Consider the following 26,761-nt stretch of genomic DNA (forward strand, 5'->3'; position numbering starts at 1 on the left):
GGCCGTCCGCCGGAGGCGTCGGGGGCGGTCGGTAGGGTGCACCCGTGCCGGATCAAGCCCATGCGCCCGACCCCCGCGCCACCCACGCCACCGACCCTCGGGAGGTTCCCCGCCGCCGGATCGAAGCGGTTCTGTTCGATTTCCACGGCACCCTGGCCCAGGTGGAGGACGCTCGGGATTGGGTGCTGGCCGCTGCGACGACCTGCGGGGTGACGCTGGAACGGATGCGCGCCACGGTACTGGCCGACCGGCTGCTCACCGCCGGCCGGGCCGGCGGGCCCTTGCCGCACCGGGTACCGCCCCGGCTGGCCGAGGTCTGGTCCGACCGGGATCTCTATCCGCACGCCCACCGGGCGGCGTACACCGGGCTGGCCGCGACGGTGGACGCCGGGATCGACGGGCTCGCCGACGCCCTCTACGAGCGGGTCCTGAGCCCGGACGGCTGGGTGCCCTACCCGGACACCGCCCCCACCCTGGCGGCGCTGCGGGCGGCGGGCGTGAAGGTGGCGGTGGTCAGCAACATCGGCTTCGACCTGCGGCCGTTGTTCGACGCGTGGGGGCTCACCGACCTGGTCGACGCCTTCGTGCTGTCGTACGAGGTGGGTCGGTGCAAGCCGGATCCGGGCATCTTCCTGCGCGCCTGCGGCATGGTCGGGGTCGATTCGGAACGGACGCTGATGGTCGGTGACACCCCGGCGGACGCGGGGGCGGTCGGGGCGGGCTGCGCGGTGCTGGTGCTGCCTCCGGCCGAGGTGGGGCGGCCGAACGGGCTCGGTGCCGTGCTCGACCTGGCCCTGGACGACCGACCCGCTGGCACGTAACGCTGACAACAGGATCATGACAGCGCCGATACGAGGCGACGCTAACAACTCGGCGCTATCGTCGCTGTCATGACCAGCCTCGAGGTTCCGGCCCGTGACCGGATCGTCCGGGCGGCCGCCACCCTGCTCGTCGAGGGCGGCCGGGAGGCCGTCACCACGCGGGCGGTCGCCCGCGCCGCCGGGGTGCAGGCCCCGACCATCTACCGGCAGTTCGGGGACATGCGGGGGGTGCTCGACGCGGCGGCCAGCTACCACCTGGCCGCGTACCTGGGCGCCCAGGCGGCCCGCGTACCCGCCGACGACCCGGTCGACGACCTGCGGCGCGGCTGGGACATGCAGGTGGAGTTCGGCTCGACCCACCCGGCCGTGCACGGCCTCATGTACGGCGACCCACGTCCCGGCCCCGTCCCGACCGCGGCCCGGGTCGCCCGGGACATCCTGCGCCACCTGGTCACCCGGGTCGCCGAGGCGGGACGGCTGCGCACCGAGGTCGACCGGGCCACCGACCTGGTCCACTCGGCGTGCTGCGGGGTCACCCTCACGCTGATCCGCACCCCGGCCGGGCAGCGGGACGCGGCCCTGTCCACGCTCACCCGGGAGGCGGTGGTCCGCGCGGTGGCCACCGACACCGTCGCCGCCCGCGCGCCACGCCGCGTCGACCGGCCGGTACGGCACGCGGTGGCGCTGCGGGCGGTCCTGCCCGAGGTGGCGGCCGACCTGACCGCGGCCGAGCGGGAGCTGCTGACCGAATGGCTGGACCGCATCGTCCACGCCGCCCCGCCACCCTGACGTCGCCGGTGCCGGGTCCCGGCTACCGCAGGTTCTGCCACAGCAGGGCGAACCCGAACGCCGTTCCGAACGTGACGATCGCCGCCCTCACCACCCTCTCGGGCAGCTTGCGGACGAGCCGGGCCCCGCCGTAGCCGCCGACGACGGTCGCCGGCACCAGGAGCGCCACCGCCGGCCAGTCGATGTGGCCGAGAAGAACGAAGAGCACCACGGCCGTGAAGGAGATCGCGGCCGACAGCAGGTTCTTGACCGCGACCGTCCGGGCGAGCGCCTCGGGCCGCAGGAGGGCCAGGGCGGTGACCAGGACGATCCCGAACCCGGCGCCGACGTACCCGCCGTAGACCCCGCCCAGGGCGACGAGCGCCTGCAGGATGGCCGGGTGTCTGCGACGGCGACCGCCGGTACGCACGACCCACCCCATCAGCCGGCCCTGCAATGCGAAGACCGCGGAGGCGGCAAGGACGAGGAAGGGCACGATCAGGTCGAAGACGCGGGTGGGCGTCAACAGCAGCAGCACCGCCCCGGCGACACCTCCGAGCAGTGCCGCCGGCAGGATGCGGCCGGCGTCCCGTCGCGCCGGCAGGTCCCGGTACCCTCCCGCGACACTCGCCACGTTGCCGGGGAACACGGCGACCGTGTTGGTCATCTTGGCGGTGAGGGGGGGTAGCCCCACCCCGATCAGAGCCGAGAACGCGATCAGGGATCCACCACCGGCGACCGCGTTGATGGCACCCGCGAGGACACCGGAGACAAGGAGCAGCGCCGTCTGGATGGGATCCATCAGGTGTCAGGCTAGTGCGGTTGGCTGCCCCGCGTGACGGTGTCCGGTGGGCCGCCAGAGACGGGATCGGGCGTACCGGTCGAGGCACGACGGGCCCACCGGAGGGATTTCACCCCGTCCGGGTGAGGCGGAGGCCGCTCGTCGGGGGCACAGTGGCCCTGAGGAGGGTCTCCATGGCTGATGCCACCCAGGATTTCTTCGACAGCCTGGCCCAGCGGGGACACGATCCCCGCCTGAGGGCGATCGACGAGGGCAGCGTCCGCTTCGACGTCAGCCAGGACGGTCAGGTCCAGCACTGGCTGGTCTCCATCGGCCGGGGCGACATCGCCGTCTCCGAGAACGCGACGGGAGGGGACGCCGTCGTCCGGGCGGAGCGGTCGGTGTTCGACCGGATCGCCAGCGGGGAGGCGTACTTCCTGACGACCGTCCTGCGCGGTGAGGCGACCGTGGAGGGCAGTCCCCGGATCTTCGCGGTGATCCGCCGGTTGTTCCCGCCACCGCCCGCCTCACGGACGGCGCGACACCGGGGAGGTGGCGATGGATGAGCACGTCGGCATCCTGGACGGCACGACCTTCCTGGTGTGCGACGAGTCGGGTGACATCCTGGCCACGCCCGACCAGCCCGTCGGCCTGTTCGCCCACGACACGAGGCTGCTGTCGAAGTGGGTGCTGACGGTGGACGGCCAACGGCTCAGCACTCTGTCCGTCGACGACATCCACTACTTCGAGAACAAGTTCTACCTGGTCCCGGGCCACCAGGACGTGTACGTGAACAGCACCCTGTCGGTGGTGCGCCGGCACACGCTCACCACCGGCCTCCAGGAGGACCTGACCGTCATCAACCACGGCGGGCAACCCGTCGACGTCACCATCCGGGTCGACGTCGACGCCGACTTCGCGGACCTGTTCCAGGTCAAGGACGCGGCACCGGAGAGGAAGGGACACCACTACCGCCGGATCGACGACGGGCGCCTGATTCTCGGCTACGAACGGGAACGGTTCCGGCGGGAGACGATCGTCTCCGTCACGGCACCCGCGACCCTGGACGAGGACGGGGTGACGTTCGAGGCCCGCATCGACCCACACCACACCTGGCACGCGCGGCTCACCGCCCTGCCGGACCTCCCCGTACCCCGAGGGCTCGACGGACTCGTCATCCCACGACGGGTGGTCCGGAACGCCCGGCAGAAGGAACACCGCCTGCTGGAATGGCTGGACCAGGCACCCCGGCTGGAATCGGACTGGGCACCGCTGAGCGAGACGTACCGGCAGAGCCTGATCGACCTGGCGGCGCTGCGCTTCAGCCCCTTCCTCGCCGAGGACAAGAGCGTCCCCGCCGCCGGCCTGCCCTGGTTCATGAGCCTCTTCGGTCGGGACAGCATCTTCACCAGCCTCCAGGCGCTGCCGTTCGCACCCGAGTTGGCCGCCACCACCCTGCGGGTGCTCGCGTTCCGGCAGGGCAGCCGGGTCGACGACTTCCGGGAGGAGGAGCCCGGGCGGATCCTGCACGAGATGCGCTACGGCGAGTTGACCGCCTTCGACGAGACTCCGCACAGTCCCTACTTCGGCAGCGCGGACGCCACGCCGCTGTTCCTCGTGCTGCTCGACGAGTACGAGCGGTGGACCGGGGACGCCGAGCTCGTCCGTTCGGTCGAGCAGGAGGCCCGGGCCGCCATCGACTGGATCAACGACTACGCCGACCTGACCGGCAGCGGCTACATCTCCTACGAGCGGCGCAACACGCGCAACGGCCTGGAGAACCAGTGCTGGAAGGACTCCTGGGACGGCATCTGCTACCGCGACGGCCGCCTGCCCGGCTTCCCCCGGGCCACCTGCGAACTCCAGGGGTACGCGTACGACGCGAAGATCCGCACCGCCCGGCTGGCCCGGGAACTGTGGGGTGATCCCGCCTACGCCGACCGGCTGGAACGGGAGGCAGCCGACCTCAAGCGACGTTTCAACCGCGACTTCTGGGTCGCCGACGGCGAGTACATGGCGCTGGCGCTCGACGGCGACGGCCGCCAGGTGGACGCCCTGTCGTCGAACATCGGTCACCTGCTGTGGAGCGGCATCGTCGAGGAACCGAAGGCCGAGGCGCTGGTCCGCCACCTGATGTCGCCCGCCCTGTTCAGCGGGTGGGGGGTCCGCACCCTGGCCGAGGGCCAGGGCCGCTTCAACCCGATCGGCTACCACGTGGGAACCATCTGGCCGTTCGACAACTCGTTCATCGCCTGGGGCCTGCGGCGTTACGGGTACGCCGACGAGGCGGCGCGGATCGCCGCCGGGATCCTCGACGCGGCGGCCTTCTACCAAGGCCGGCTGCCCGAGGCGTTCGCCGGGTACAGCCGGAGTCAGACCAAGTACCCGGTGAGCTATCCGACCGCGTGCAGCCCGCAGGCGTGGTCGGCCGGCGCCACGCTGCTGCTCCTGCGGACGATGCTCGGATTACGTCCGCTGGGCGAGGATCTCGTGATCAGACCGGCGCTACCGGCTAATCTCGCTTATGTGGCCTTGCTCGACATTCCCGGGCGATGGGGGCGTCTCGACGCCTACGGGAGAGGGCCGGCCGCGACGGAAGCGCGACGGTACCAGCCGGCGCCCCATCAGATCTCCGCTCCGTAACGGAGGGAATATGCTCGAGTTCGACCCGGCCCGTACCGCCGTCATCAACATCCACTGGCAGCACGAGGTCGTCAGCCCGGACGGGGCGTTCGGCCCCCTCTTCGCCGAACAGGTCACCCGGCACCGCGTCGCGGCGCACGCCGCGCGGGTCGTCTCGGCGGTGCGGTCCCGCGGCGGCCTCGTCGTCTACACCCGGACCATCCACCGGCCCGGCTACCCGGACCTGATCGCCAACACTCCCCTCTTCGCGATGATCAGCGAGACTCAGGCGTTCCTCGGTGGAGCGCCGAAGACCGAGATCATCTACGAACTCGCACCGGGGCCGGGCGACGTCGTCGTCGACCAGGTGCGGCTCACCGCCTTCTTCGGCACCGAACTGGAGACGGTCCTGCGACGCCGGGGCGTGGACACGGTCCTGTTCACGGGGGTGGCCACCAACCTGTCGGTGACCGGCACCGTGTTCGAGGCGATCAACCACGGGTACCAGCCGGTGATCGTCTCCGACGCGTGCACCGCCGCGACCGACGAGGCGCACCAGGCGAGCCTGGAGACGTTGGGCCAGCTCTGCCAGGTGATGACCACCAAGGAGATCGTCGGCCAACTGTCGGGCTGACGGACGGCAGGGGGACCGGCGGGGCTAAGGTCGGTCGGTGTACGAACCATTCGACGCGGCGGGTTCGCTGCGGTCGGCCTACCGCAGGGTCGACTGGGCGGCGACCCCGCTGGGCCCGGTGTCCGGTTGGAGCCGGACGCTGCGCTCCGCTGTCGACGTCGCCCTGCACACCCGGTTCCCGGTGACGCTGCTGTGGGGTCCGGAGTTCGTCATGGTGTACAACGAGGCCTACGTGGGGTTGATCGGTAACAAGCACCCGGCGGCGCTCGGAGCGCCGGCGGTCCGGGTGTTCCCGGAGGTCTGGGACGCCATCGGACCGATGCTCCACTCGGTGCGCGCGACCCAGCGGGCGACCTGGACGCGCGACCTGCGGCTGCTGATGGACCGGCAGGGCTACCTGGAGGAGTGCTTCTTCACCTTCTCCTACTCCGCTGTCCGGGGCGCCGAGGGGCAGGTCGAAGGCGTGATCGACATCGCCGCGGAGACCACGGCGCAGGTGCTGTCGCAACGTCGGCTGCTGCTGCTGGCCGAACTCACCGACGCCCTCGGCGATCTGGACGACCCCGAGCAGATCCTCGACCGGGCGGTGACGGTGCTCCGCAACGACCCCCAGGACCTGCCCGACATCGACGTCCTCCTGCCCCGCACGGTCGGCGCCGCCGGCCGGCCGCTGCCCGCCGTGCCGTCGTCGGTGTTCGACGCGGGCGACGTCGTGGTGGAGAGGATCGCCGGAACCGCGGTGGTGTGGGTCCGCCTGCCGGACGCGTCCGGCCTCTCCGACGACGCGGTGCTCGTGGCACGGTTGAGCCAGCACCTGCCGATCGACGAGAGCTATGTGCGCTTCGTACGCCTGGTCGGCGCGTCGGTGGCACAGGCGCTGCACCGGGCGCAGACGCGCCAGGCCGAGCGCCGGGTGGCGAGCCTCGAACGGGAGTTGTCCGAGAAGCTGCAACGCAGCCTGCTGACGCCGCCCGCCCGGCGTGAGGGCCTGGAGGTGGCCGTACGGTACCGGCCGGCGACCGAACGGGCCCGGCTCGGCGGTGACTGGTACGACTCGTTCCTGCAACCCGACGGCTGTCTGGCCCTGGTCATCGGTGACGTCGCCGGCCACGACCGCCAGGCCGCCGCGGCCATGGCGCAGATCCGCAACCTGCTGCGCGGGGTGGCGTACGGCCTGGAGAAGTCCCCGGCCGGCGTCCTGGCCGGTCTCGACACGGCGATGAGCGGTCTGCGGGTGGACACCTTCGCCACCGCGATCCTGGCCCGCGTCGAGAAGGTCGAACAGCCGGTTCCGCCGGGCGCGCACCACCTGGTGTGGGCCAACGCCGGACACCTGCCACCCGTGCTCGTCGCTCCCGACGGAAGCGCCCGCCTGTTGCAGACCGCGCCGGAGGTGCTGCTCGGCATGAACGGCGGTGCCGGGCGCACCGATCACCGGGTCACCCTCGCTCCGGGCAGCACGGTCGTCCTCTACACCGACGGCCTGATCGAACGACGTGGCACCCTCCTCGACGAGGGCCTCGCCGACCTGGTCGACGCCCTGACCGGCCGGCACGGACTGTCCGCCGAGCAGGTCTGCGACCACCTGCTCGACCGGTATCCCGCCAGCGGCGAGGACGACATCGCCCTGGTGGTGCTGCGGATCCCGCCGGCACCGGCCGCCGAGACGACGGACGGCCCGGGCGTCGGCACCGGGTGACAGATCTCCCCCCGGTGCCGACGCCCGGACGACGGTCCCGGCGACCAACCTCCCGCGCTCAGCGCCGTCGTCGTCGCCGCGCCTCGGCCCCGGCGGGACGCAGGTGCAGCGCCCAGTGACCGCTCGGCTGTTCGGCCTCCCGGACGGTGACCGCGAAGCTGTGCCGCAGCGCCCGCGCCAGGTACCGCACCTGCTCCGGTCCCGGCGGTGGCCCCGCCGCGAGCGGCGTGTCCGTGCCGACCAGGTAGATCTCCGCGCCGAGGCGGGCCGACGACGCCAGGAAGGAACAGAGTTCCTGCCAGTGCAGGTAGCGCCAGAAGTCGACGCTGACGACGGCGTCGAGCCCGCCCGGCGCGACGGGCGGGTCGATCCCGACGAGGTGGTAGTTGCGCCCTCCCGTCGGGGCGCCGTAGTCGAACGTCACGGCCCGGTCACCGAGGGGCACCTCGGCGGTACCCGTACCGATCCACAGCGTCCGGGGACCGGGCAACCGGTCCTTGAGCCAGTGCCAGGCGGGCGCGATCCGGCACGCCCCCCGGTCCACGCAGTCGGCGATGGCGGCCCGGTACCGCGCGAGGATCTCCGCCGAGTAGATCGTGTCGACGACGCCGACGAACTCCCAGTCGACGCAGGGGTACTTGGCCAGGATCATCTTGCGGTTGCCGGTGTAGTCCTGGAGGTTCTGCAGCATGTTGCGGTAGTGCGGCAGGTGGTAGACCAGTGCGTCCGGGTCGTAGCGCAACGCCCGGTTCTCCGGGCCGAGATGACGGTCGATCCGGTAGAACAGCTCGGTGTCCTCCCACCCCCAGCGCGTACCGAAGTCCTCGTCGAAGCCGCCGACCGCGTTCACCACCTCGCGCGGCGCGGACACGTTGTGGCCGTGGGCGAACATCCACATCGCACCCAGCCAGTGGTCCTGCATCGGCAGTCCGTTGGGGAAGCGCATGTCTCCCCCGTCGTCGGCGCGCACGTCGGAGTCCGGTGTGACCGGTCCCCCGGCGAGCACCGCGTCGAGGTGCCGCCGGCCGAGTTCGTTGCGCCGGCCGATCAGCACCCGGGGCGTACCGGAGGAGGCGTGGAAGGCGACGTGCCGTTCGAGGAGGTTCTCGGTGGCGTACGAGTCGCTGTCCAGGAACAGGATCGTGTCCGCGGTGGCACGTCGGATGCCCTCGTTGCGCGCCGCGGACCGTCCGCGACGGGCCGGCAGCTCGACGAGACGGAGGGCGAGGCCCTTGCCGTGGTCGGCCACGGCGGTGTAGTCCTCCGCCCCCTCGGTTCCACCGTCGCGCACCACGATCACCTCGAACCGGTCGGCCGGCAGGGACTGCCGGCTCAGCGAACGCAGCGTCAACTCGAGGCTCTGGGCGTCCTTGAAGGTCGGTATGACGACGCTGAGCAGCGGCGCGTGCCCACTCGGCTGCGACGTCGGCGTTCCCATGATCTGCGGTTCCTTCCAGTTGGCGGTGGAAGCTCGGTGACCGGTGACGTCGTCGCTCGTTGGCCGGGGTTGCGGTCCCTCCGCACCGAGCGAACGTCCCTTGTGCGGGGTCGCACCGCCGAAATGTAGCCACCAACCGGACAAGATGAAATTCGTTCATCTGAATCTTGGCGGAAACTTGATCTACCGGGGCGGGTCGGGTCGGCCGCCACACGCCGAAACAGAGCCGGGGAGGGCGGTGCCCTCCCCGGCTCTGCGTCGGTCGTTCTGGCGGTCAGCCCTGCTGTGGGCGGGCACCGTGGGACGGCCCGAGGTGCCGGGCGTACGCATCGGTGGTGAAGAACGCCGGCAGGTCCTCGCCGAGCGCGGTGTCCTCGAAGATCCGCGCCGCCGCCTCGGCCCGCTCCCGGGCGGTGTCGTCCCGCCCCTCGGTCAACGCGGCCAGTTCCTCGGCGAGGATCGACCGGACCAGGTCCTCGGTGACGCAGCCCCCGTCGGCCAGCGGCGTGCCATGGTGCAACCACTGCCACACCTGGCAGCGGGCGATCTCGGCGGTCGCCGCGTCCTCCATCAGGTTCCACAGCGCCACCGCGCCGGTGCCCCCGAGCCAGGCGTCGACGTAGCGCAGCGCCACCGCGACGTTGGACCGCACCCCGACGGCCGTGACCTGGCCCGGGGTCTTGTCGACGGCCAGCAGGTCGGCCGCGGTGACCTGCACGTCGTCGCGGAGCCGGTCCAGCTGGTGCGGGCGGTCGTCCAGCGTCGCGTCGAACACCTCGCGGCACACCCCGACCAGGCCCGGGTGGGCCACCCAGGAACCGTCGAACCCGCCGTCGGCCTCGCGCTGCTTGTCCGCCCGCACCCGGGCCAGAGCGGTCTCGTTGACCGCCGGGTCCCGGCTGGGGATGAACGCGGCCATCCCGCCGATGGCATGCGCGCCACGCCGGTGACAGGTCTGCACCAGCAGCTCGGTGTAGGCGCGCATGAACGGCACGGTCATCGTGACGTCGGAGCGGTCCGGCAGGACGAAGTCCGGCCACTGCCCGAAGTTCTTGATGACGCTGAAGATGTAGTCCCACCGGCCGGCGTTCAGTCCCGCCGAGTGCTCGCGCAGCTCGTACAGGATCTCCTCCATCTCGAACGCCGCGGTGATCGTCTCGATCAGGGTGGTGGCCCGGATCGTCCCGACCGGCAGGCCCAGGTAGTGCTGGGCGAAGACGAAGACGTCGTTCCAGAGCCGGGCCTCCCGGTGGGTCTCCAGCTTCGGCAGGTAGAAGTACGGCCCGGAGCCGGCGTCGAGCTGCCGCCGTGCGCAGTGGTAGAGGTAGAGCCCGAAGTCGACCAGGCTGGCCGAGATGGGCCGCCCGTCGACGGCGATCCCCTTCTCCACGAGGTGCCAGCCGCGTGGCCGGACCACGATCGTCGCCACCTGGTCGCCGAGGGCGTAGCGCTTGCCACGGGCGTCGGTGAAGTCGATCCGCCGGTCCAGGGCGTCGATCAGGTTGAGCTGACCGCCGATGACGTTGTGCCAGGTCGGGGCGGTGGCGTCCTCGAAGTCGGCGAGCCACACCCGGGCGCCGGAGTTGAGCGCGTTGACGGTCATCTTGCGGTCGGTCGGCCCGGTGATCTCCACCCGCCGGTCGACCAGCCCCGGCGCGGGCGGTGCCACCCGCCAGGAGGGGTCCGCCCGGATGTGCGCGGTCTCCGGGAGGAAGTCGGGAAGCTGGCCGGTGGCGTACCGGGCCCGGCGGGCCCGCCGGGTGTCCAGCAGCGCCACCCGGCGGGCGGCGAACTCGCTGTCCAGCGCCACCAGGAACGCCAGCGCCTCGGGGGTGAGGACCTCGTCGAAGCGGTCCGCCAGCGGACCGATGATCTCGTACCTCATGCGAACTGCTCCTCCTCCGTGGAGCCGCGCAGGGCGGTGGTCTCGGCGGCCGGGTTGAGCACGGTGCTGATCAGGTCGAAGTAGCCGGTGCCGACCTCCCGCTGGTGCTTGACGGCGGTGTATCCGGCCGGCTCGGCGGCGAACTCGCGCTCCTGGAGGGAGACGTAGGCCGGCATGCCGTCGGCGGCGTAGCCGCGCGCCAGGTCGAACATCGAGTAGTTGAGCGCGTGGAAGCCGGCCAGGGTGATGAACTGGAACTTGTACCCCATGTGCCCGAGTTCGCGCTGGAACTTGCCGATGGTCGCGTCGTCGAGGTGCTTGCGCCAGTTGAACGACGGCGAGCAGTTGTAGGCGAGCAGTTGGTCCGGGTAACGGTCCTTGATCGCCTCGGCGAAGCGGCGGGCCACCTCCAGGTCCGGGGTGCTGGTCTCCATCCAGAGCAGGTCGGCGTGCGGGGCGTAGGCCAGGCCCCGGGCGATGCACGGCTCGATGCCGTTACGGACCCGGTAGAAGCCCTCGGCGGTCCGCTCGCCGGTGACGAAGGGCTGGTCCCGCTCGTCCACGTCGGTGGTGAGCAGCGTGGCGGCCTGCGCGTCGGTGCGGGCGATGACCACCGACGGCACACCGGCGACGTCGGCGGCCAGCCGCGCCGCCTCCAGGGTGCGGATGTGCTGGCCGGTGGGGATGAGCACCTTGCCACCGAGGTGACCGCACTTCTTCTCACTGGCGAGCTGGTCCTCCCAGTGCACGCCGGCCGCGCCGGCCGCGATCATCGCGGTCATCAGCTCGTACGCGTTGAGCGGGCCGCCGAAGCCGGCCTCGGCGTCGGCGACGATCGGGGCCAGCCAGTCGGCCGCCGAGGTGTCCCCCTCGGCGGTGGTGATCTGGGCGGCGCGGAGCAGGGCGTTGTTGATCCGGCGCACCACCGCGGGCACCGAGTTGGCCGGGTAGAGGCTCTGGTCGGGGTAGGTGTGCCCGGCGAGGTTGGCGTCGGCGGCCACCTGCCAGCCGGAGAGGTAGATCGCCCTGAGCCCGGCCCGCACCATCTGCACCGCCTGGTTGCCGGTGAGCGCCCCGAGCGCGTGGATGTAGTCCTCGCTGTGCAGCAGCCGCCACAGTCGCTCCGCGCCGTGCCGGGCCAGGGTGTGTTCCTCCTGGATCGCGCCGCGCAGCCGCACCACGTCCTCCGCGCGGTAGCTGCGCCGCACTCCCTGCCAGCGCGGGTCGGTCTCCCATTCGTGGCGCAACTGCTCGACTGCGGTCCGCATGGTCCTGCTCCTTCCGGTGTGGTCGGCTTGCCGGTGTGTGGACCACGGTCACACGGCGCCGGCGAGCTGGTCGAGGGACGCAATCAGCCAATTATTGAAAAGTCTCCACGCCGTTTTGTTAAGTTGCGAATGCCTTGATTCACAGCGGTGTTAATGTCGAGGGAACGCAGGTCACGCCGTGGGGAGGTGAGGGAGATCGCCAAGACCTTCGCCGGTGCCCGGCTGCGTCGGATGCGGGAGGACCGGGCGCTCAGCCAGGCGGATCTGGCCCGCCTGCTGAACATCTCGCCGAGCTATCTCAACCAGATCGAACACGACTCCCGGCCGCTGACCGTCCCGGTGCTCATGCGCATCACGGAGGTGTTCGGCGTCGACCCGACCGTCTTCGCCCCGCACGACACCCCCCGACTGGTCTCCGGGCTGCGGGAGGCGCTGGGCGGCCGGATCGGCATCGGCGACCTCACCGAACTCGCCGGGCGGCTGCCCGAGGTGGCCGAGGCCGTGCTCGAACTGCACCGCCGTCACCAGCAGGTGGAGGAGCAGCTCGCCGAGCTGGTCGGCGACCGTGACCTGGTGGGCCGCAGTCCGCACGACCAGGTCACCGAGTTCTTCTACCGCCGGCAGAACTACGTGCCGGACCTGGACGAGGCGGCGGAGCAACTGGCCGCGCGGATCGGGCTGCGACGCGGCGAGGTCCGCGCCGTCCTACAGGACCGGCTGGCGCAGCGACACGGGATCCGGATCGCCCGCGAGGAGGCCGGCGCACTCGGCGGGGAACTGCACCGCTACCGTCCCCAGACCCAGACGCTGCACCTGTCCACGTCGCTGCGGGGTGGGCAGGAGGCGATGCGGATGGCCGCGCAGATCGCGCTGCTGGAGTACGCCGACGTGATCGACGAGATCGTCGAGGAGGAGCGGTTCGACGACACCCAGACCCAGATCCTCACCCGCGTCGGCCTGGCGAACTACTTCGCGGCGGCACTGCTCCTGCCGTACGGGCAGTTCCTGGCCGCCGCCGAGCGCCGCCGGTACGACATCGAGCTGCTCACCGAACACTTCGCGATGGGCTGGGAGACGGTCTGCCACCGGCTCAGCACGTTGCAGCGGCCCCGGGCGCGTGGCGTGCCGTTCTCGTTCGTCCGGGTCGACCGGGCCGGCAACATGTCGAAACGCCAGTCCGCCACCGGTTTCCCGTTCTCCCGCACCGGCGGCACGTGTCCGCTGTGGAACGTCTACGAGGCGTTCAGTTCGCCCGGCCGGGTGGTGACGCAGGTCGCCGCGATGCCGGACGGGCAGCGCTACCTGTGGATCGCCCGGACGATCACCCGCCACCACGGCGGCTACGGCCAACCGGGCAAGGTCTACGCGATCGGCCTGGGCTGCGAGACCCGGCACGCCGGCCGGCTGGTCTACTCCGCCGGGATGGACCTGCACGCGGCGGAGGCCGCGACCCCGATCGGGCCGGGCTGCAAGACCTGCGAGCGGATGAGCTGCCCCCAGCGCGCCGCTCCGCCGATCAGCCGGCAACTCGACCTGGACGAGAACCGCAGCACCTTCATCCCGTACCCGCTGAAGGACTGACGGACGCGGCCGTTCCCGCACCGGCTCTTCACAGCGCGCGGGAACTCCGCCAGGATGAGAGAGCGCTCTCCCGCCGGGCCACCGTGCCCGACCTGGGGAAGCGCCGACCGCCCCCGCCGATAGGACGAACCCCATGACCATCGCCCCCACCCACCCGTGGCGACAGCCCGGCCGGGCGCTCACGCTCGGGCTCGCGCTGGCTCTCGCCGCCACCGCGACGAGCAGCTCCGCCGTCGCCGGCCCGCCCCGGGACGACACCCCGGACCTCGGAGGCCACGTCACGGTCTTCGATCCGAGCATGCCGGTCAGCGAGATCCAGGCGAAACTGGACGCGACGCACGCGGCGCAGGTCGACGCGGAGATGGGTACCGAACGGTTCGCGTACCTGTTCAAGCCGGGCACCTACGGCACCGCCGAGCAGCCCCTCCAGATCCGGGTCGGGTACTACACCGAGATCTCCGGGCTGGGCGCCTCGCCCACCGACGTCGTCATCAACGGCAAGGTCGAGGCGTACAACCGCTGCCTCACCGGGGGCGGCACCGGTAACTGCATCGCCCTGGTCAACTTCTGGCGGACCGTGTCGAACCTGTCGCTGCGCGTCAACGCGGCGGGCCAGGACGGCTGCCGCTCCACGGCGAACTTCTGGGCGGTGTCCCAGGCGGTGTCGATGCGGCGACTCGACATCAGCGGCGGCGGGCTGTCGCTGATGGACTACTGCACCGCCGGCCCGCAGTACGCCAGCGGCGGCTTCATCGCCGACTCCCGACTGCCCGCCACCACCAACGGTTCGCAACAACAGTGGCTGACCCGCAACAGCGAGATCGCGGGCTGGTCTAACGGTGTGTGGAACCAGGTCTTCGCCGGTGTCGTCGGTGCTCCCGACGACGCCGGGTTCCCCGACCCGCCGTACACCACACTCGACACCACCCCGGTGAGCCGGGAGAAGCCGTACCTGTTCGTCGACGGAAAGGGCCGGTACCAGGTCCGCGTGCCCGCCGCGCGACGCGACACCCGTGGCGTCACCTGGGCGGACGGCTTCACGCCGGGCCGGACCATCCCGATCGGTGACTTCTTCGTCGCCAGGCCGTCCGATCCGGTGCACGTGATCAACCGGGAACTCGCCCGCGGCCGGCACCTGCTGCTCACCCCGGGCGTCTACGACATCGCGCGCAGCATCAGGGTCAAGCGCCCCGACACGGTCGTCCTCGGCATCGGGCACGCCACGCTGACCGTCGTGGACGGCGCCATCCCGCTGGACGTCGCCGGTGTCCCCGGTGTGGTCGTCGCGGGCGTCACGATCGACGCCGGTCCGACCGAGTCGCCGGTCCTGCTGCGGGTGGGCCGGCAGCACGGGCCCGACCACAGCACCCCGCACAACCCCACCACGCTCTCCGACGTCTACTTCCGCGTCGGCGGCCCGCACATCGGCAGGACGAACATCGCGCTGGAGGTCAACAGCGACCACGTCCTCATCGACCACACCTGGGTGTGGCGCGGCGACCACGGCGTCGAGGGCTTCACCGAGGGCGTGAACGGCGACACCGACCGGTGGCGCACCAACACCGGCCGCTACGGGGCCGTCATCAACGGCGACCACGTGACCGCCACCGGCCTGTTCGTCGAACACTTCCAGCGGTACAACACCGTGTGGAACGGTGAGCACGGCACCACCGTCCTCTACCAGAACGAACTGCCGTACGACCCGCCGACGCAGGCCGACTGGATGAACGGCGACGTCGAGGGCTGGGCGGGCTACAAGGTCGGTGACCGGGTGCGCCACCACACCCTCCACGGTGGCGGCGTCTACGTCTTCAACCAGAACAACCCCTCGATCCACACCGAGAACGGCTTCGAGGTCCCGGTGACGCCGGGCGTCCGGCTGCATCACGTGATGACGGTGAACCTCAGCGCCGGCACCATCGACCACGTGGTCAACGGCGTGGGCGAACCGGCCGACACCACCCGGATCGGCGTGCCGGTCCACCTCCCGCAGTATCCGGCGTCCTGACGGGAGGGTCGTCGACCGGGGCCGACGTCTGGCCCGCGCCGGCCCCGGTCGACGCACCCACCGTCCACCCGCTCCGCTCCGGCCCGACGGGTGCCGCGGGGCCGGCGCGGGTGGCCGGCTGATCGGCTACGGTGTGCGTCGTGTCCCGGAGGGCTCGCACGGGAGCCGTTCCGGCGTCGGGCGGGCCGCCCGGCGAGCTGACGGGAAAGGGCCCACGTGGCGAAGACGGTCGTACTCGACGATGATCCCACCGGCACCCAGTCCGCCAGCGGAGTCCGCGTGCTGCTGCGCTGGGACGCCGACCGGCTGACCGAGACGCTGCGCGGCGTGGACGCGGTCTACCTGCAGACCAATTCTCGGGCGATCGACGCGGCGGCGGCCGTGGCACTCGGCCGGCGCATCCGCGCCGAGATCGAGGCCGCATCCGCCGCCCTGGGCGAGCGGGTCGACGTCGTCCTGCGCGGCGACTCGACCCTGCGCGGGCACGTCTTCACCGAGACCGACGTCTTCACCGGCGACGACACGCCGATCCTGTTCCTGCCGGCCTTCCCGGCCGGCGGGCGGACCACCCTCGGCGGGGTGCACTACGTGCTGGTCGACGGGGTGCGGGTCCCCGCGCACGAGACGGAGTACGCCGCCGACCCGGTCTTCGGCTTCCACCACGGCGACCTGGTCGGCTACGTACGGGAGATCGGCGGCCGGCAAGCCGTGACGGTGCCGGTCGACCAGCTGCGGTCCTCGCGGGGCGCGGCGGTGACCGCGGCCCTGCTCGCCTCGCCCGGCCGGGAGGTGGTGGCCCCGGACGCCGAGACGGACGACGACATCGACCTGGTCCACCGGGGACTGCGCGCGGCGCGGGAACGCGGCCGGACGGTGGTGGTCCGCTGCGCGGCGCCGCTCGCCGCCCGGTGCGCCGACGCGGTCAGCACCGGTCTGCTGCCCCGCCCGATCGGCGGCGGCCGGGGGCCGGTCCTGGTCGTCTGCGGCTCGCACACCTCGGGGGCGACCGCCCAACTGGCCGAACTGCACCGTCGCCGGGGCGTCGCCCCGCTGACCGTCGACACCGAGGCCGCGCTGCGGGACCCGGTCGCGGCGGGACGGGCCGTCGTCGCGACGGCCGGGCGGGCGCTGACCACCGACGGCATCGTGGTGGTCGCCTCCGAACGGCAGCGCCGGGGAGACCACCACACGCTGGCACACGGCGAGGCCGTGATGACCGCGTTGACGACGGTGGTCCGCGACCTGTCCGGCACCGCCCGCGTGGTGGTGGCCAAGGGCGGGATCACCTCGGCCGAGGTGACCGGCACGGCCCTCGGTGCCGCCGCCGCGACCGTACGCGGCCAGGTGCTGCCCGGGGTGTCGGTCTGGGACCTGGGCACCACGGCGACCGCGTCCACCTGCGTGATCGTGCCGGGCAACGTCGGCGGGCCGGCCACCCTGGCCGAGATCGTCGAGGCGAAGAGCAGTCCCAGGTTCACGGCCGGGTGCATCAGCGTGCCTCCGTCCAGGAACGCCCGTACCGGTCGACGATGCCGACCAGCCGCTCCAGCCGGCGGACCGACTCGGTGCGCAGCGCCGCCGACGGGTCGGCGGTGGCCAGGGCGTCCCGCCAGAGCGCGCGCCCGGCGAGCATGCCGGACGCACCGGCCCGGCAGGCGGCCTCGACGGCGGTGGGGAAGTCCGTCGCGGCGACCCCGTTGGAGAGCACCACCCAGGGTCGGGCGAGCTGGCGGTCCAGTTTCGCGCAGGCGGTCACCAGGTCGTCGAGGTCGCCCTGGCCCCGGTGGGGCACCTGCCCCTTGTAGAGGTCCGGTCCGAGCGGCCCGAACGCGGCGGCGGCGTCGAGGATGGCCGCGTCGAGGTCGAAGTCCCGCTGGCCGGGGGCCGCCACCGCGACCGGTTCCAGGACGGAGAGCAGCCCGGCGCGCCGGCAGAGCGCCACGAACCGCTCGGCGGTGGCCACCCGGCGGTCCTCGTGGCCGTCCCGCTTCCAGATGACCAGGAGCTTCAACGCCACCACGCCGTCGCGGCGTGCCTGGTCGACGTCGACCGCCTCGTCCAGGTCGGTGTCCTCGACCGGGCCGCCCGGCGGCTGGGTGAGCGCGTCCACGGCGAGGATCAGCCCGCAGCCGGCCGGCAGCGGTCGGGTGCTGACGAGTTCCGGGTAGCCGTAGTACCGGTCGATGAGGAAGGCCGACGCCAGCGGGGCGAGTACGGCCGCGACGTCGAGTTTGAACGACACCAGCGCGGCGTCGTCGGCCGGGTGGGACTCCTCGCGGAGCATGGTCCGCAGGCTCTCCCGCTGGTCCATGGCGACCATGGCGAACGTCCCGGTGCCGGGGCGGGCCAGCCGGTCCAGGGTGGGGGGTGCGGTGACGGTCACGGGGTTTCCTCACTGCCGGAAGGGTCGGGGCTGGTGGCCAACGGTAGGAACCGGGTCCGGTACGCCGTCTCCCACGCCGGGTCGGGCGCGGCGGCGGGTCGGGGTGGTGGCGGGTCGGACGGGCCGTCCTCGACGCCGATCGCCCGGCCGGCGAGTTGCGCGGCACCGAGCACGGCGGACCGGTGGTCGGGCAGTACCACCACGGGCACCGGCATGACGGCCGCCTTGATCCTCATCCAGGTGGGGTTGGCGGTGGGGCCACCGAAGACCGCCACCGCGTCCGGCCGGTGGCCGCTGGTCGCCACCTGGCTCTCCAGCATCCAGCGCACCTGCATGCACAGCCCTTCGAGGACCGCGCGGCCGAGGTCGGCGAGGTCGTGTTCCGGGCGGACGCCGTGGAACGACAGGGTACGGTGCGGCTCCGGCTGTGGGCTGGCCCGCCCGTGCAGGTAGGGCAGCACGGTGATGCCGGTGGGTGGGCGGTCGGTGGTGGCACCGACCAGGTCGGTGAACCAGCGGTACCGGTCCGGGCAGTCCGGCGGCGCGAAGCGCGCCAGCCACCAGTCGACCAGGCCGCCGCTGCTGGACAGGCCGCTGATCAGGCAGTACGACCGGCCGTCGAGGAAGGGTCCGACGGAGATGCCGGTGGGTGTGGCGGGCATCGGCGGCACCGCCGCGACCGGGGTGAGGACCGCCTCGGCCGTACCCATCGAGTCGGCCGTCCGGCCGGGACCCCGGACCCCGGCGGCCCAGGCCGCGGCGAGGTGGTCGTGGCCGGCGAGGACGACCGGAGTGCCGGCCGGCAGTCCGGTGCGGGTCGCCATGGCCGGGGTGACCCGGCCGGCGACCCGGTCGGTGGCGACCACCGGGGGCATCTGGTCGGGCCGCAGACCCGCCAGGTCGAGCAGGTCGGACGCGTAGGCCATGGCGCGGATGTCGAACGCGCCGGTCCGGGCGGCCAGGGTCGGGCTGGTGGCGACGGTCCCGGTGAGGGCGGCCAGCACCAGGTCCGCGCTGCTCGCCCAGCGGGCCATCCGCCGGGTCCGGTCGGGGTCGTGCCGCCGCAGCCAGATCCAGCGGGCCAGCGGCAGCTTCGCGCTCGGGTGCAGGCCGGTCGCGCCGAAGAACGGCGCGCGGCCGACCGTCTCGGCGAGGTGGTCGGCTTCCCGGTGGGCCCGGCGGTCCCGCCAGTGCAGCAGCTCGCCGATCGGCTCGCCGCCGGCGTCGAGCGGCACCCCGGTCTCGGCCATGCTGGCCAGACCGACGGCCACCGGCGGTACGGGGGCGGCCGAGACGCACTCGGCGAGCAGCCGCAGGGCGGTGTCCCGCAGCCCCTCGGCGTCCGGTGGGGTGGCCGCCTGACGCTGCGCCACGGGGGTGCCGTCCGCTCGGTAGACCCCGGCCTTGGTGTGTGTGGTGCCGACGTCCACACCGGCCAGCAGCGTCGGCCCCCGCGTTCCCCCCGCCATCGGTGTCACTCTGCGGGTGTGAACGAAGGATGTCAATCATGCTGGCCGGGTGACGGAGTCCCGGCGGTGACGCGCGGTCGACCTCGTCGGGAAACGGCTCGCCCACGGGGTTACGGAGCGGGCGAGCCGTCGCCCTCGAACCCACGCCGACGGCACGTGTCCCTGGCGGACCGGGATGCACATCCGAATCAGAGTCAGGGTTCGACGAGGGTCAGCGCGCGGCCCGGGCAGATGTGGACGGCCTCCCGCACCCCGACGACCGTCGCCTCGTCCGCGGGGTGGTCGTCGAGGACGACGACTGTGCCGTCGTCGTCCTGGCCGAACACGGCGGGAACGGTGAGTACGCACTGGCCGGCGCCGACGCAGCGGGTCGGGTCCGCGGTCACCTGCATCGTGCCTCCTCCCAGGTGACGGGGAGGGAGTAGAGGCCGTAGACGCCAGCGTCGTCCTTGAACGGCAGGTCCTCGACGGGCGCCGCGAGCGCCAGGCCGGGGACCCGGGCGAAGAGGGTGTCGAAGACGATCTGGAGTTCGATCCGGGCGAGGTTCTGCCCAAGGCACTGATGAGGGCCGAAGCCGAACGCGACGTGGTGGCGGGCCCCGCGCCCGATGTCGAGGTTGTCGCCGTGGGCGAACGCGGCCGGGTCGCGGTTCGCGGTGTTGGCGAGCGTGATGACGCCCTCGCCGGCGCGGATCAGGACGCCGCCGACCTCGACGTCCTCCCGGGCTACCCGGGAGGTGGCGAACTCGGCGATCGTGAAGTAGCGGAGCAGTTCCTCGACGGCCCGGGGCGTGACGGCGGGATCGTCCTTCAGCGCGGCCAGCACCTCCGGCCGGTCCAGCAGCGCCATCGTGCCCAACGAGATCATGTTGGCGGTGGTCTCGTGCCCGGCGACCAGCAACAGGAGTCCGAGGCCCGCCAGTTCCTCCGGGTCCGCGCCCCGGGCGAGCTGGCGGCCGAGCAGGTCGTCGGTCGGCGTCCGCGTCTTCTCGGCGATGAGTCCCGCCATGTACTCACGGATCTCGGTGACCGCCGCACGACGCTCGACGGTCGGGGTGGAGCGACGCAGCAGCGTGGCAGAGCGGATCTGGAAGAACTCGTGATCGGCGTAGGGCACACCGAGCAGCTCACAGATGACCAGCGACGGCACCGGCAACGACAGCGCGGGCACGAGGTCGGTCGGGCACGGCCCGGCGAGCATGGCCTCGATGCACTCGTCGACGATCTGCTGGATGCGGGGACGCAGCGCGTTCATCCGCCGGACGGTGAACTCCCCGACGACCGCCCGTCGCGCCGCCCCGTGTTCCGGCGGATCGAGCCCGATCATGGACGGCCGCTCGGAGGAGAACGCGGCGCGCTGTTCGGCGGTGACCAGTGGGTACCCCTCCCGCATGCGGTCGGAACTGAACCTCGGATCGGTCAGGACCGCGCGGATGTCGTCGAGTCGGCTCAGTGCCCACGCCCACGATCCGTCCGGCAGCGTCACCCGCGCCACGGGTGCGTCCCGTTGCAGTTGGACGTGCTCGGCCGGCGGGGCGTAGGGACAGGTGCGTTCCAGCGGAAGCAGTCGAGAACTGGTCATCCTGTGCCTCTCCACCTGAAGAATGATCAAACGGATGAAGCTCGCTCCAAGGACAAAGCCTACTACCGAAGCGGAGGATTTCCGTCCACGTGGGAGGCCACTGCGCCAGTGCGCACAGTTGCGAGCGGGATCGATGGTCCCGCCCGTCCAGCTCGACGGTCCGGACGGGCAGGACCACCGCGTGGCGGTTACGGGTAGTTGGTCAGGTAGACCACCTGGTTGGCGGTGTTGGCGGTGCCGCCGGTGGTGTTGACCACCCGGTTGATGGTGCCGACCCCACCGAGGGAGACGGTGACCATGTTGGTGAACCGCACGTTCGGGTTGGTCGGTGCCTCGATGGCCCGGTCGGCGACCACCGACGGGTTGACGTTGAAGTAGCAGTAACTGCCCAGTCCCCACGCCTGGTGGCTGGTGACCTGGTCGGCCACCTTGTACGCGGCGTAGCCCCGGGTCGCCCCGTTCGTCCAGGCGGCCTGGTTCGGCGGGTCGTACGGCATCTCGTTCTGGTAGAAGTAGGTCCGGCCGCCGTTGCCGTTCCAGACGGTCTGGTACCTCTGGTAGTGCTCGACGAAGAGGCCGTACATGGTGACGTCGTCGCCGTTGACGGTCAGGCCGGTGTCGGCGGTGTTCACCGTCCACCCGACCCCGTCGCCGTGGTCGGCGCGCCACAGCCACATGTGGTCGCCGATGACGTCGTCACTGTTGACGGTGAGGGTGTTGGTGGCCCGGCCGACACCCGGCCCGCCGATGCGGAAGAAGACGTCGTGCAGCGAGACGGGGTTGGCGGCGTGGTCGGCCGACGAGCCGGGCGGACCGACCTCCATCAGCACCGGCGAGGTGGTCGAACCGGCCTCGAACATGATGCCGGCCACCTTCACCCCGTCGACGTCGGCCACCCGCATGGCGACCGTGCCGTTGTCGGCCTGGATGGTGGCCAGGCCGAGGCCGAGGACCACCGTGTCGGCGCGGTCGACCCGGATCGGCTCGGTGACGTGGTGCACGCCGGGGGTGAAGAGCAGGTGCCGGCCCTGGGCGAGCGCGGTGTTGATGGTGGCCGCGCCGGTGCCCGGCCGGACGACGTAGAACTGGCTCAGCGAGATCGACGAGCCGGCCGGGGTCTTTCCGTACCAGCTGGTGCCGGTGGAGTTCGTGCGCAGCGCCGGGACGAACACCCGGTACTCGCCGGTGCCGTCCACGTAGAGGAACGGCTTCTCGCGGATCTGCGGGGTCTGCGCGACGACGGTGTGCGAGGGGTTGGGGAAGTGCGGCGGGGGCGCGCCGGTGACGCCCTGGAAGACCATGTTCCACACCGAGCCGGTCCAGCCGTTGCCGAACTCGCTGTTGCGCGAGTACCACTGCTGCTGGGAGCCGGAGACCACCAGCCCGTCGATGCGGGTGTCGGCCATCAGGCCGCCGCTGGACCAGCCGTCGCCGCCGTTCCAGAGCTGGATCTGGTTCTGCCCGCCGCGCAGGTGCATCCGGCGGTACGGCGCGGCCTGCGACACCGCCCAGCGTTCGACGGTCACCCCGGCGGGCAGGGTCACCGACAGGTTCTCCGCCGCGCGCCAGAAGTTCTGCGTCGCGTTGCCGCCGAACCAGTCCGCCTCGACCCGGACGTGGCCGTTGAGGTTGACGTCGTCGGGGCTCATGCCGAGGCCGGCGACCTGGGTGAAGAACCCGAGGTTCACGTCGGCGGTGTAGGTGCCGGGCTTGAACAGCACGGCGTAGCGCTGCGGCCCGAACTGGTTGGTCTCCTGCTGGGTGAAGAGGCTGTCCAGCCGGCTCTGGATGGTGGCGGTCGGCGTGGCCGGGTCGAAGACGAAGGTGTTCGGGCCGAGGTTCGGGTTGCGCGGGTCGGTGGGCTCCACCGGGTCGCCGGTGCCGCCGTCGGTGGTGTGCACCTGGAACTCCCAGAGTGAGTAGCCGTAGCCGGTGGCCCGCGCGGTGCCGTACATCCGCACGTACCGGCCGCTGCCGTTGACCGTCAGCGTCTGGGTGCCACCGCTGCCGGCGGTGGTGCTCCAGACGGTCGTCCAGGCGCTGCCGTCGGGGGAGGTCTGGATCTGGAACGCCCGCGCGTACGCGGCCTCCCAGGTGAGCACCACCCGGCAGATCGACCGGGTGACGCCGAGGTCCACCCGGAGCCACTGTGGGTCGGCGGCGACGCTGGCCCAGCGGGTGCCGGTGTTGCCGTCGACCGCCGCCGAGGCGGGGGTGCCGGCGTTCTCGGTCGACGAGGCGGTCGCCGGCCGACCCTGGGCGGCGTTGGTGGTGCCGCAGGTGGGTGCGGCACCGGTCTCGCCGTAGACCTGGAACTCCCAGAGCGAGTAGCCGTAGCCGGTGGCCCGCGCGGTGCCGTACATCCGCACGTACCGGCCGCTGCCGTTGACCGTCAGCGTCTGGGTGCCACCGGTACCGACGGTGGTGCTCCAGACGGTCGTCCAGGCACTGCCGTCGTCGGAGGTCTGGATCTGGAACGCCCGCGCGTACGCGCCCTCCCAGGCCAGGGTCACCTGGCTGATGGTGGCGCGGACGCCCAGGTCGACCTGGAGCCACTGCGGGTCGCTGAAGGCGCTCGACCAGCGGGTGCCGGTGTTGCCGTCGACGGCCGCCGAGGCGGGGGTGCCGGCGTTCTCGGCCGACGAGGCGGTCGCCGGTCGCCCCTGGGACAGCAGCGTCGCAGCGGCCTGTGCCGGCGGGGTGAGAGCGGTCGGGGTGAGGGCCGCGACGAGCGCGACGACCAGGCCGACGAGGGTGCGCCGCCGACCGGTTCTCGGGCGTACGGGGATGGCGCGAACTGTCATGGCTTCGCCTCTCGGTGGAGGGCTGCGGACGCCGGGCGCAGCGAGGTGAGGAGACGGCCCGCGGGTGCCGGGGATGGTGCCGCCGAGATGGCCCCGGGGTCGGAGAGCGCTCTCCGGTGAGTGTCACGGCGCAGTCGCGTCGCCGTCAAGACATCGACTGACACCACTGTCATTTTTCCCGGTACGCCAGTTTCACCGGACGCGGTCGCACCCCGCCGGCGGTGAGCAGCCGGGCGATCGGCAGGGTGGCCGCGCCGAGCGCCACCGCGTCCACCCCGAGGCGGCACAGCTCGATCGACGCCTGCTCGTACGGCTGGCGGAGCGCCTGCCGACCGGCCGCCTCGCGGACGGCGGGCAGCAGGCCGCCGAGCGCCATGGCCGCCCACCCGCCCAGCACCACCCGTTCCGGGTTGAACAGGTTGATCAGGTTGGCGACGCCGGCCCCCAGGTAGCCGGCGGTCTCGTCGAGCACCAGGCGGGCGGTGGGCGACCGGTCCGCCGCCCTGACCAGCGCGGCGAGCTGCGACTCCTCGTCCTCACCGGGCACCGCCCGGCCACGTCGGGCCTCCCGGTACCGGTCGATGATCGCCTCGGCACCCACGTACGCCTCCAGGCAGCCCCGGGCTCCGCAGCGGCAGGTCCGCCCCCCGTAGACCAGCGTGGTGTGCCCCCACTCCCCCGCGCTGCTGGACGCCCCCCGGTAGCTGGCCCCGTTGGTCACCACGGCCGCCCCCACACCCGATCCGACCAGGGCGAACACGGCGTGCCGCGCGCCCCGCCCGGCACCGAACCACATCTCCGCCTGCCCGAGGGTGTTCGCCCCGTTGTCGATGTGCACCGGCAGGTCGGTGCCGGCGCGGATGAGCCGCTCCAGCGGCACCCGGCTCCAGCCGAGGGCCTGGGCGTGCACCACCGCCTCGGCCCCCTGCTCCACCACGCCGGAGACCCCGACGCCGACCCCGAGCACGTCGTCCGGGGACACCCCGGCCCGCGTGACGACCGTGTCGATACCGGCCAGCACGTGCCCGACGACCGCCGACGGCTCGGCACGCACCGGGTCCAACGGGGACTCGACACTGGCCAGGAGGGTCATCGCGAAGTCGAACAGCTCGATCCGGATCCGGGTCTCCCCGACGTCCACCCCGACGACGAAGGCGTACCGGGGAGCGACCCGCAGCATCATGCCGGGGCGGCCGCCGTCCGACTCCGCCGCGCCGGCCTCCACGACGAGGCCCTCGTCGATGAGGTCGCCCACCACGTTGCTGACGGCGGGCTGGCTGAGACCGCTGCCGCGCATCAGGTCCTGGCGGGTCAACGGACCGTCGAGAAAGAGCCTGGACAGCAACGCCGAGCGGTTCCGCACCCGGACGCTCCGATTCGTCGCTCGCGCCAACTCCACACGCCACCTCGATCCCCGGTTCGTCCGGGACCGGACGGCCCCGCACTTGACGACTCATACATCGAAATACTTTAATGGCAACATTCATTAAGTCGTGATGCAACCACCGCCGGTGCCGGGGCGGCACGTCGCCCGCGCCACGCGCCCCGCCGAACCCCGCGCCGCCCGCATCGCCCCGTCGCACCCGCGCCGCCCGCATCGCACCGACCGCAACCAGGCACCCCACGCCGCACCGGCCACCCGTACCACCGCCGCCTGATCCCCCGTGCCGCCGGTGCCGGTGTCCACACTCGAACCGGAAGGGCCGATCGTGTCGAGACGACCCCTCGCGATACTCGCCGCCGCCGTCCTCGCGGCCGCCTCACTGACCGCCTGCGGCGGCTCGGACGACCCGTCCGGCGGATCCGGCCGGACCCTCACCTACTGGGCCAGCAACCAGGGCGGCAGCCTGGAGGCCGACAAGCAGATCCTCCAGCCGGAGCTGGACAGGTTCGCGCAGCAGACCGGCATCAGGGTCACCGTCGAGGTCGTGCCCTGGTCGGACCTGCTCAACCGGCTGCTCACCGCCGCCACCTCCGGGCAGGGCCCCGACGTGGTGAACATCGGCAACACCTGGTCGGCGTCCCTCCAGGCGACCGGAGCCCTGGTCGAGTTCGACGACGCCACCCTCGCCAAGGTCGGCGGCCGGGACCGGTTCGTGCCGGCCGCGCTCGCCGCCGCCGGCGCCCCCGGCAGGCCGCCGGCCGCGGTGCCGCTCTACAGCCTCGCCTACGCGCTGTACTACAACAAGAAGGCGTTCGCCGACGCCGGCATCACCGCCCCGCCGACCACCTGGGAACAGGTGGCCGAGGTCGGCCGGAAACTCACCGGCGGCGGCCGGTGGGGTCTCGCCGTCGAGGGCGCCAACCCCTCGGAGAACGCCCACCACGCCTTCACGTTCAGCCAGCAGTACGGCGGCGCCTGGTTCGACGACGCCGGCAAACCCACCTTCGACACCCCGCAGAACGTCGCCGCGGTCAAGCGCTACGTCGACCTGATGGCCACCGACCGGATCGTCAACCCGAGCAACGCCGAGTACGCCCAGAACCAGTCGGTCTCCGACTTCGCCAACGGCCGGGCGGCGATGCTGCTCTGGCAGGCCGCCGGGGCGAACCTGGCGTCGCAGAACATGCCCGCCGACGCCTACGGCGTCGCACCGGTGCCGTTCCCGGCCAACCCGCCCGCCGGTGGCCGGAAGGTCAACAGCATGGTCGCCGGGATCAACATGGCCGTCTTCAAGCACTCGAAGAACACCGACGCCGCCCTCCAGTTCGTGAAGTTCATGACCAGCGACGCCGAACAGGTGACGCTCAACAAGGCGTACGGCTCGCTGCCGTCGGTGACCACCGTCGCCGGCGACCCCGCGTTCGGGGCTCCGGAACAGAAGGTGCTCCGGGAGACCCTCGCCACCACCGCGGCCCCGCTGCCGCAGGTGCCCCAGGAGAGCACGTTCGAGACCCTCGTCGGCACCGCCATCAAGGAACTCTTCGCCGACGCGGCCAGCGGTCGACCGGTCACCGAGGACAGCGTCCGGCAGAAGCTCGGCAAGGCCCAGCAGCAGATGCGCTGACCCGCCGGTC

At 72.1% G+C, this 26,761-nt stretch carries 20 protein-coding genes and 1 pseudogene; 11 read left to right on the forward strand and 10 right to left on the reverse strand.

From position 1 onward, the window contains the following. Positions 1 to 44 precede the first annotated feature (44 nt). Complete coding sequence (locus IGA62_RS29270) at positions 45 to 821, forward strand: HAD family hydrolase (protein ID WP_232624820.1); 777 nt, start codon at positions 45 to 47, stop codon at positions 819 to 821. A gap of 69 nt (positions 822 to 890) precedes the next feature. Then, positions 891 to 1,610, forward strand: coding sequence for a TetR/AcrR family transcriptional regulator (locus IGA62_RS29275; RefSeq protein ID WP_145817417.1), 720 nt, complete (start codon positions 891 to 893; stop codon positions 1,608 to 1,610). Positions 1,611 to 1,632: 22 nt separating this feature from the next. Here the strand turns inward: IGA62_RS29275 and IGA62_RS29280 are convergent, their stop codons facing one another. After that, on the reverse strand, positions 1,633 to 2,391 hold the full coding sequence (locus IGA62_RS29280) for a sulfite exporter TauE/SafE family protein (protein ID WP_145817415.1): 759 nt from the start codon (positions 2,389 to 2,391) through the stop codon (positions 1,633 to 1,635). A 173-nt stretch (positions 2,392 to 2,564) separates the two neighbouring features. On the opposite strand from IGA62_RS29280, the gene IGA62_RS29285 reads away from it, so the two are divergent. The 4 genes from IGA62_RS29285 to IGA62_RS29300 are packed head-to-tail and all read left to right on the forward strand — an operon-like array spanning position 2,565 to position 7,325. Further along, positions 2,565 to 2,936, forward strand: a complete 372-nt coding sequence (locus tag IGA62_RS29285; protein ID WP_145817413.1) for an SCP2 sterol-binding domain-containing protein — start codon at positions 2,565 to 2,567, stop codon at positions 2,934 to 2,936. Beyond that, positions 2,929 to 5,013, forward strand: coding sequence for an amylo-alpha-1,6-glucosidase (locus IGA62_RS29290; RefSeq protein WP_145817411.1), 2,085 nt, complete (start codon positions 2,929 to 2,931; stop codon positions 5,011 to 5,013). The genes IGA62_RS29285 and IGA62_RS29290 overlap by 8 nt, the downstream gene beginning before the upstream one ends. A gap of 10 nt (positions 5,014 to 5,023) precedes the next feature. Continuing rightward, the gene (locus IGA62_RS29295) at positions 5,024 to 5,626 is read left to right on the forward strand and encodes a cysteine hydrolase (protein WP_186499813.1); all 603 of its coding nucleotides are present in this window, start codon (positions 5,024 to 5,026) and stop codon (positions 5,624 to 5,626) included. A 37-nt stretch (positions 5,627 to 5,663) separates the two neighbouring features. After that, complete coding sequence (locus IGA62_RS29300) at positions 5,664 to 7,325, forward strand: PP2C family protein-serine/threonine phosphatase (RefSeq protein WP_145817407.1); 1,662 nt, start codon at positions 5,664 to 5,666, stop codon at positions 7,323 to 7,325. Between the two features lie 58 nt (positions 7,326 to 7,383). Here the strand turns inward: IGA62_RS29300 and IGA62_RS29305 are convergent, their stop codons facing one another. From IGA62_RS29305 to aceA, 3 genes are all read right to left on the reverse strand, one after another. Further along, positions 7,384 to 8,763: a glycosyltransferase family 2 protein gene (locus tag IGA62_RS29305; protein ID WP_145817405.1), complete on the reverse strand. Its 1,380-nt coding sequence runs from the start codon at positions 8,761 to 8,763 to the stop codon at positions 7,384 to 7,386. Positions 8,764 to 9,037: 274 nt separating this feature from the next. Continuing rightward, positions 9,038 to 10,648 carry a malate synthase A gene (gene aceB, locus IGA62_RS29310; protein ID WP_145817403.1) on the reverse strand — a complete coding sequence of 537 codons (1,611 nt, stop codon included), beginning with the start codon at positions 10,646 to 10,648 and terminating at the stop codon, positions 9,038 to 9,040. Beyond that, complete coding sequence (gene aceA, locus IGA62_RS29315; RefSeq protein ID WP_145817401.1) at positions 10,645 to 11,916, reverse strand: isocitrate lyase; 1,272 nt, start codon at positions 11,914 to 11,916, stop codon at positions 10,645 to 10,647. The genes aceB and aceA overlap by 4 nt, the downstream gene beginning before the upstream one ends. A 186-nt stretch (positions 11,917 to 12,102) precedes the next feature. Between aceA and IGA62_RS29320 the strand changes: the two genes are divergently transcribed. The 3 genes and pseudogenes from IGA62_RS29320 to IGA62_RS31010 all read left to right on the forward strand — a co-directional run. Beyond that, positions 12,103 to 13,497, forward strand: a complete 1,395-nt coding sequence (locus tag IGA62_RS29320; RefSeq protein ID WP_222433310.1) for a short-chain fatty acyl-CoA regulator family protein — start codon at positions 12,103 to 12,105, stop codon at positions 13,495 to 13,497. Between the two features lie 133 nt (positions 13,498 to 13,630). Further along, entirely contained in the window at positions 13,631 to 15,505 is a 1,875-nt protein-coding gene (locus IGA62_RS29325; RefSeq protein WP_377464498.1) for an adenylyl cyclase, read from the forward strand. Positions 15,506 to 15,784: 279 nt separating this feature from the next. Then, positions 15,785 to 16,885, forward strand: a pseudogene (locus IGA62_RS31010) (four-carbon acid sugar kinase family protein); the annotation flags it as partial. A gap of 109 nt (positions 16,886 to 16,994) precedes the next feature. Here IGA62_RS31010 and IGA62_RS29335 read toward each other — a convergent pair. The 6 genes from IGA62_RS29335 to IGA62_RS29360 all read right to left on the reverse strand — a co-directional run bounded on the left by IGA62_RS29335 (position 16,995) and on the right by IGA62_RS29360 (position 25,106). Beyond that, a complete protein-coding gene (locus IGA62_RS29335; RefSeq protein ID WP_198501152.1) occupies positions 16,995 to 17,888 on the reverse strand; it encodes a hypothetical protein in 894 nt (297 codons plus the stop codon). Then, entirely contained in the window at positions 17,885 to 19,357 is a 1,473-nt protein-coding gene (locus IGA62_RS29340; RefSeq protein WP_145817399.1) for an FGGY-family carbohydrate kinase, read from the reverse strand. The genes IGA62_RS29335 and IGA62_RS29340 overlap by 4 nt, the downstream gene beginning before the upstream one ends. Positions 19,358 to 19,551: 194 nt before the next feature. Then, positions 19,552 to 19,749: a ferredoxin gene (locus IGA62_RS29345; RefSeq protein WP_145817397.1), complete on the reverse strand. Its 198-nt coding sequence runs from the start codon at positions 19,747 to 19,749 to the stop codon at positions 19,552 to 19,554. Beyond that, positions 19,740 to 20,939, reverse strand: a complete 1,200-nt coding sequence (locus IGA62_RS29350; RefSeq protein WP_145817395.1) for a cytochrome P450 — start codon at positions 20,937 to 20,939, stop codon at positions 19,740 to 19,742. Before IGA62_RS29350 ends, IGA62_RS29345 begins: the two co-directional genes overlap by 10 nt. A gap of 188 nt (positions 20,940 to 21,127) precedes the next feature. Further along, entirely contained in the window at positions 21,128 to 23,743 is a 2,616-nt protein-coding gene (locus tag IGA62_RS29355; RefSeq protein WP_145817393.1) for a discoidin domain-containing protein, read from the reverse strand. A 169-nt stretch (positions 23,744 to 23,912) separates the two neighbouring features. Further along, a complete protein-coding gene (locus tag IGA62_RS29360; protein WP_232624822.1) occupies positions 23,913 to 25,106 on the reverse strand; it encodes an ROK family transcriptional regulator in 1,194 nt (397 codons plus the stop codon). Between the two features lie 130 nt (positions 25,107 to 25,236). On the opposite strand from IGA62_RS29360, the gene IGA62_RS29365 reads away from it, so the two are divergent. Next, positions 25,237 to 25,401, forward strand: a complete 165-nt coding sequence (locus IGA62_RS29365) for a hypothetical protein (protein ID WP_186499812.1) — start codon at positions 25,237 to 25,239, stop codon at positions 25,399 to 25,401. Between the two features lie 51 nt (positions 25,402 to 25,452). Next, positions 25,453 to 26,751: an ABC transporter substrate-binding protein gene (locus IGA62_RS29370; protein WP_145817391.1), complete on the forward strand. Its 1,299-nt coding sequence runs from the start codon at positions 25,453 to 25,455 to the stop codon at positions 26,749 to 26,751. Positions 26,752 to 26,761 lie beyond the last annotated feature (10 nt).

It is taken from the genome of Micromonospora sagamiensis (assembly GCF_014680085.1).
Taxonomy (GTDB): domain Bacteria; phylum Actinomycetota; class Actinomycetes; order Mycobacteriales; family Micromonosporaceae; genus Micromonospora; species Micromonospora inyonensis.

What these genes read in the sequence shown, in the direction of transcription:
- IGA62_RS29340 (WP_145817399.1), bottom strand. Translation starts at nt 19,357, where the DNA reads ATGGCGGGGGGAACGCGGGGGCCGACGCTGCTGGCCGGTGTGGACGTC.
- IGA62_RS29290 (WP_145817411.1), top strand. Translation starts at nt 2,929, where the DNA reads ATGGATGAGCACGTCGGCATCCTGGACGGCACGACCTTCCTGGTGTGC.
- IGA62_RS29305 (WP_145817405.1), bottom strand. Translation starts at nt 8,763, where the DNA reads ATGGGAACGCCGACGTCGCAGCCGAGTGGGCACGCGCCGCTGCTCAGC.
- IGA62_RS29285 (WP_145817413.1), top strand. Translation starts at nt 2,565, where the DNA reads ATGGCTGATGCCACCCAGGATTTCTTCGACAGCCTGGCCCAGCGGGGA.
- aceB (WP_145817403.1), bottom strand. Translation starts at nt 10,648, where the DNA reads ATGAGGTACGAGATCATCGGTCCGCTGGCGGACCGCTTCGACGAGGTC.
- aceA (WP_145817401.1), bottom strand. Translation starts at nt 11,916, where the DNA reads ATGCGGACCGCAGTCGAGCAGTTGCGCCACGAATGGGAGACCGACCCG.
- IGA62_RS29350 (WP_145817395.1), bottom strand. Translation starts at nt 20,939, where the DNA reads ATGACCAGTTCTCGACTGCTTCCGCTGGAACGCACCTGTCCCTACGCC.
- IGA62_RS29295 (WP_186499813.1), top strand. Translation starts at nt 5,024, where the DNA reads ATGCTCGAGTTCGACCCGGCCCGTACCGCCGTCATCAACATCCACTGG.
- IGA62_RS29355 (WP_145817393.1), bottom strand. Translation starts at nt 23,743, where the DNA reads ATGACAGTTCGCGCCATCCCCGTACGCCCGAGAACCGGTCGGCGGCGC.
- IGA62_RS29325 (WP_377464498.1), top strand. Translation starts at nt 13,631, where the DNA reads ATGACCATCGCCCCCACCCACCCGTGGCGACAGCCCGGCCGGGCGCTC.
- IGA62_RS29275 (WP_145817417.1), top strand. Translation starts at nt 891, where the DNA reads ATGACCAGCCTCGAGGTTCCGGCCCGTGACCGGATCGTCCGGGCGGCC.
- IGA62_RS29280 (WP_145817415.1), bottom strand. Translation starts at nt 2,391, where the DNA reads ATGGATCCCATCCAGACGGCGCTGCTCCTTGTCTCCGGTGTCCTCGCG.
- IGA62_RS29345 (WP_145817397.1), bottom strand. Translation starts at nt 19,749, where the DNA reads ATGCAGGTGACCGCGGACCCGACCCGCTGCGTCGGCGCCGGCCAGTGC.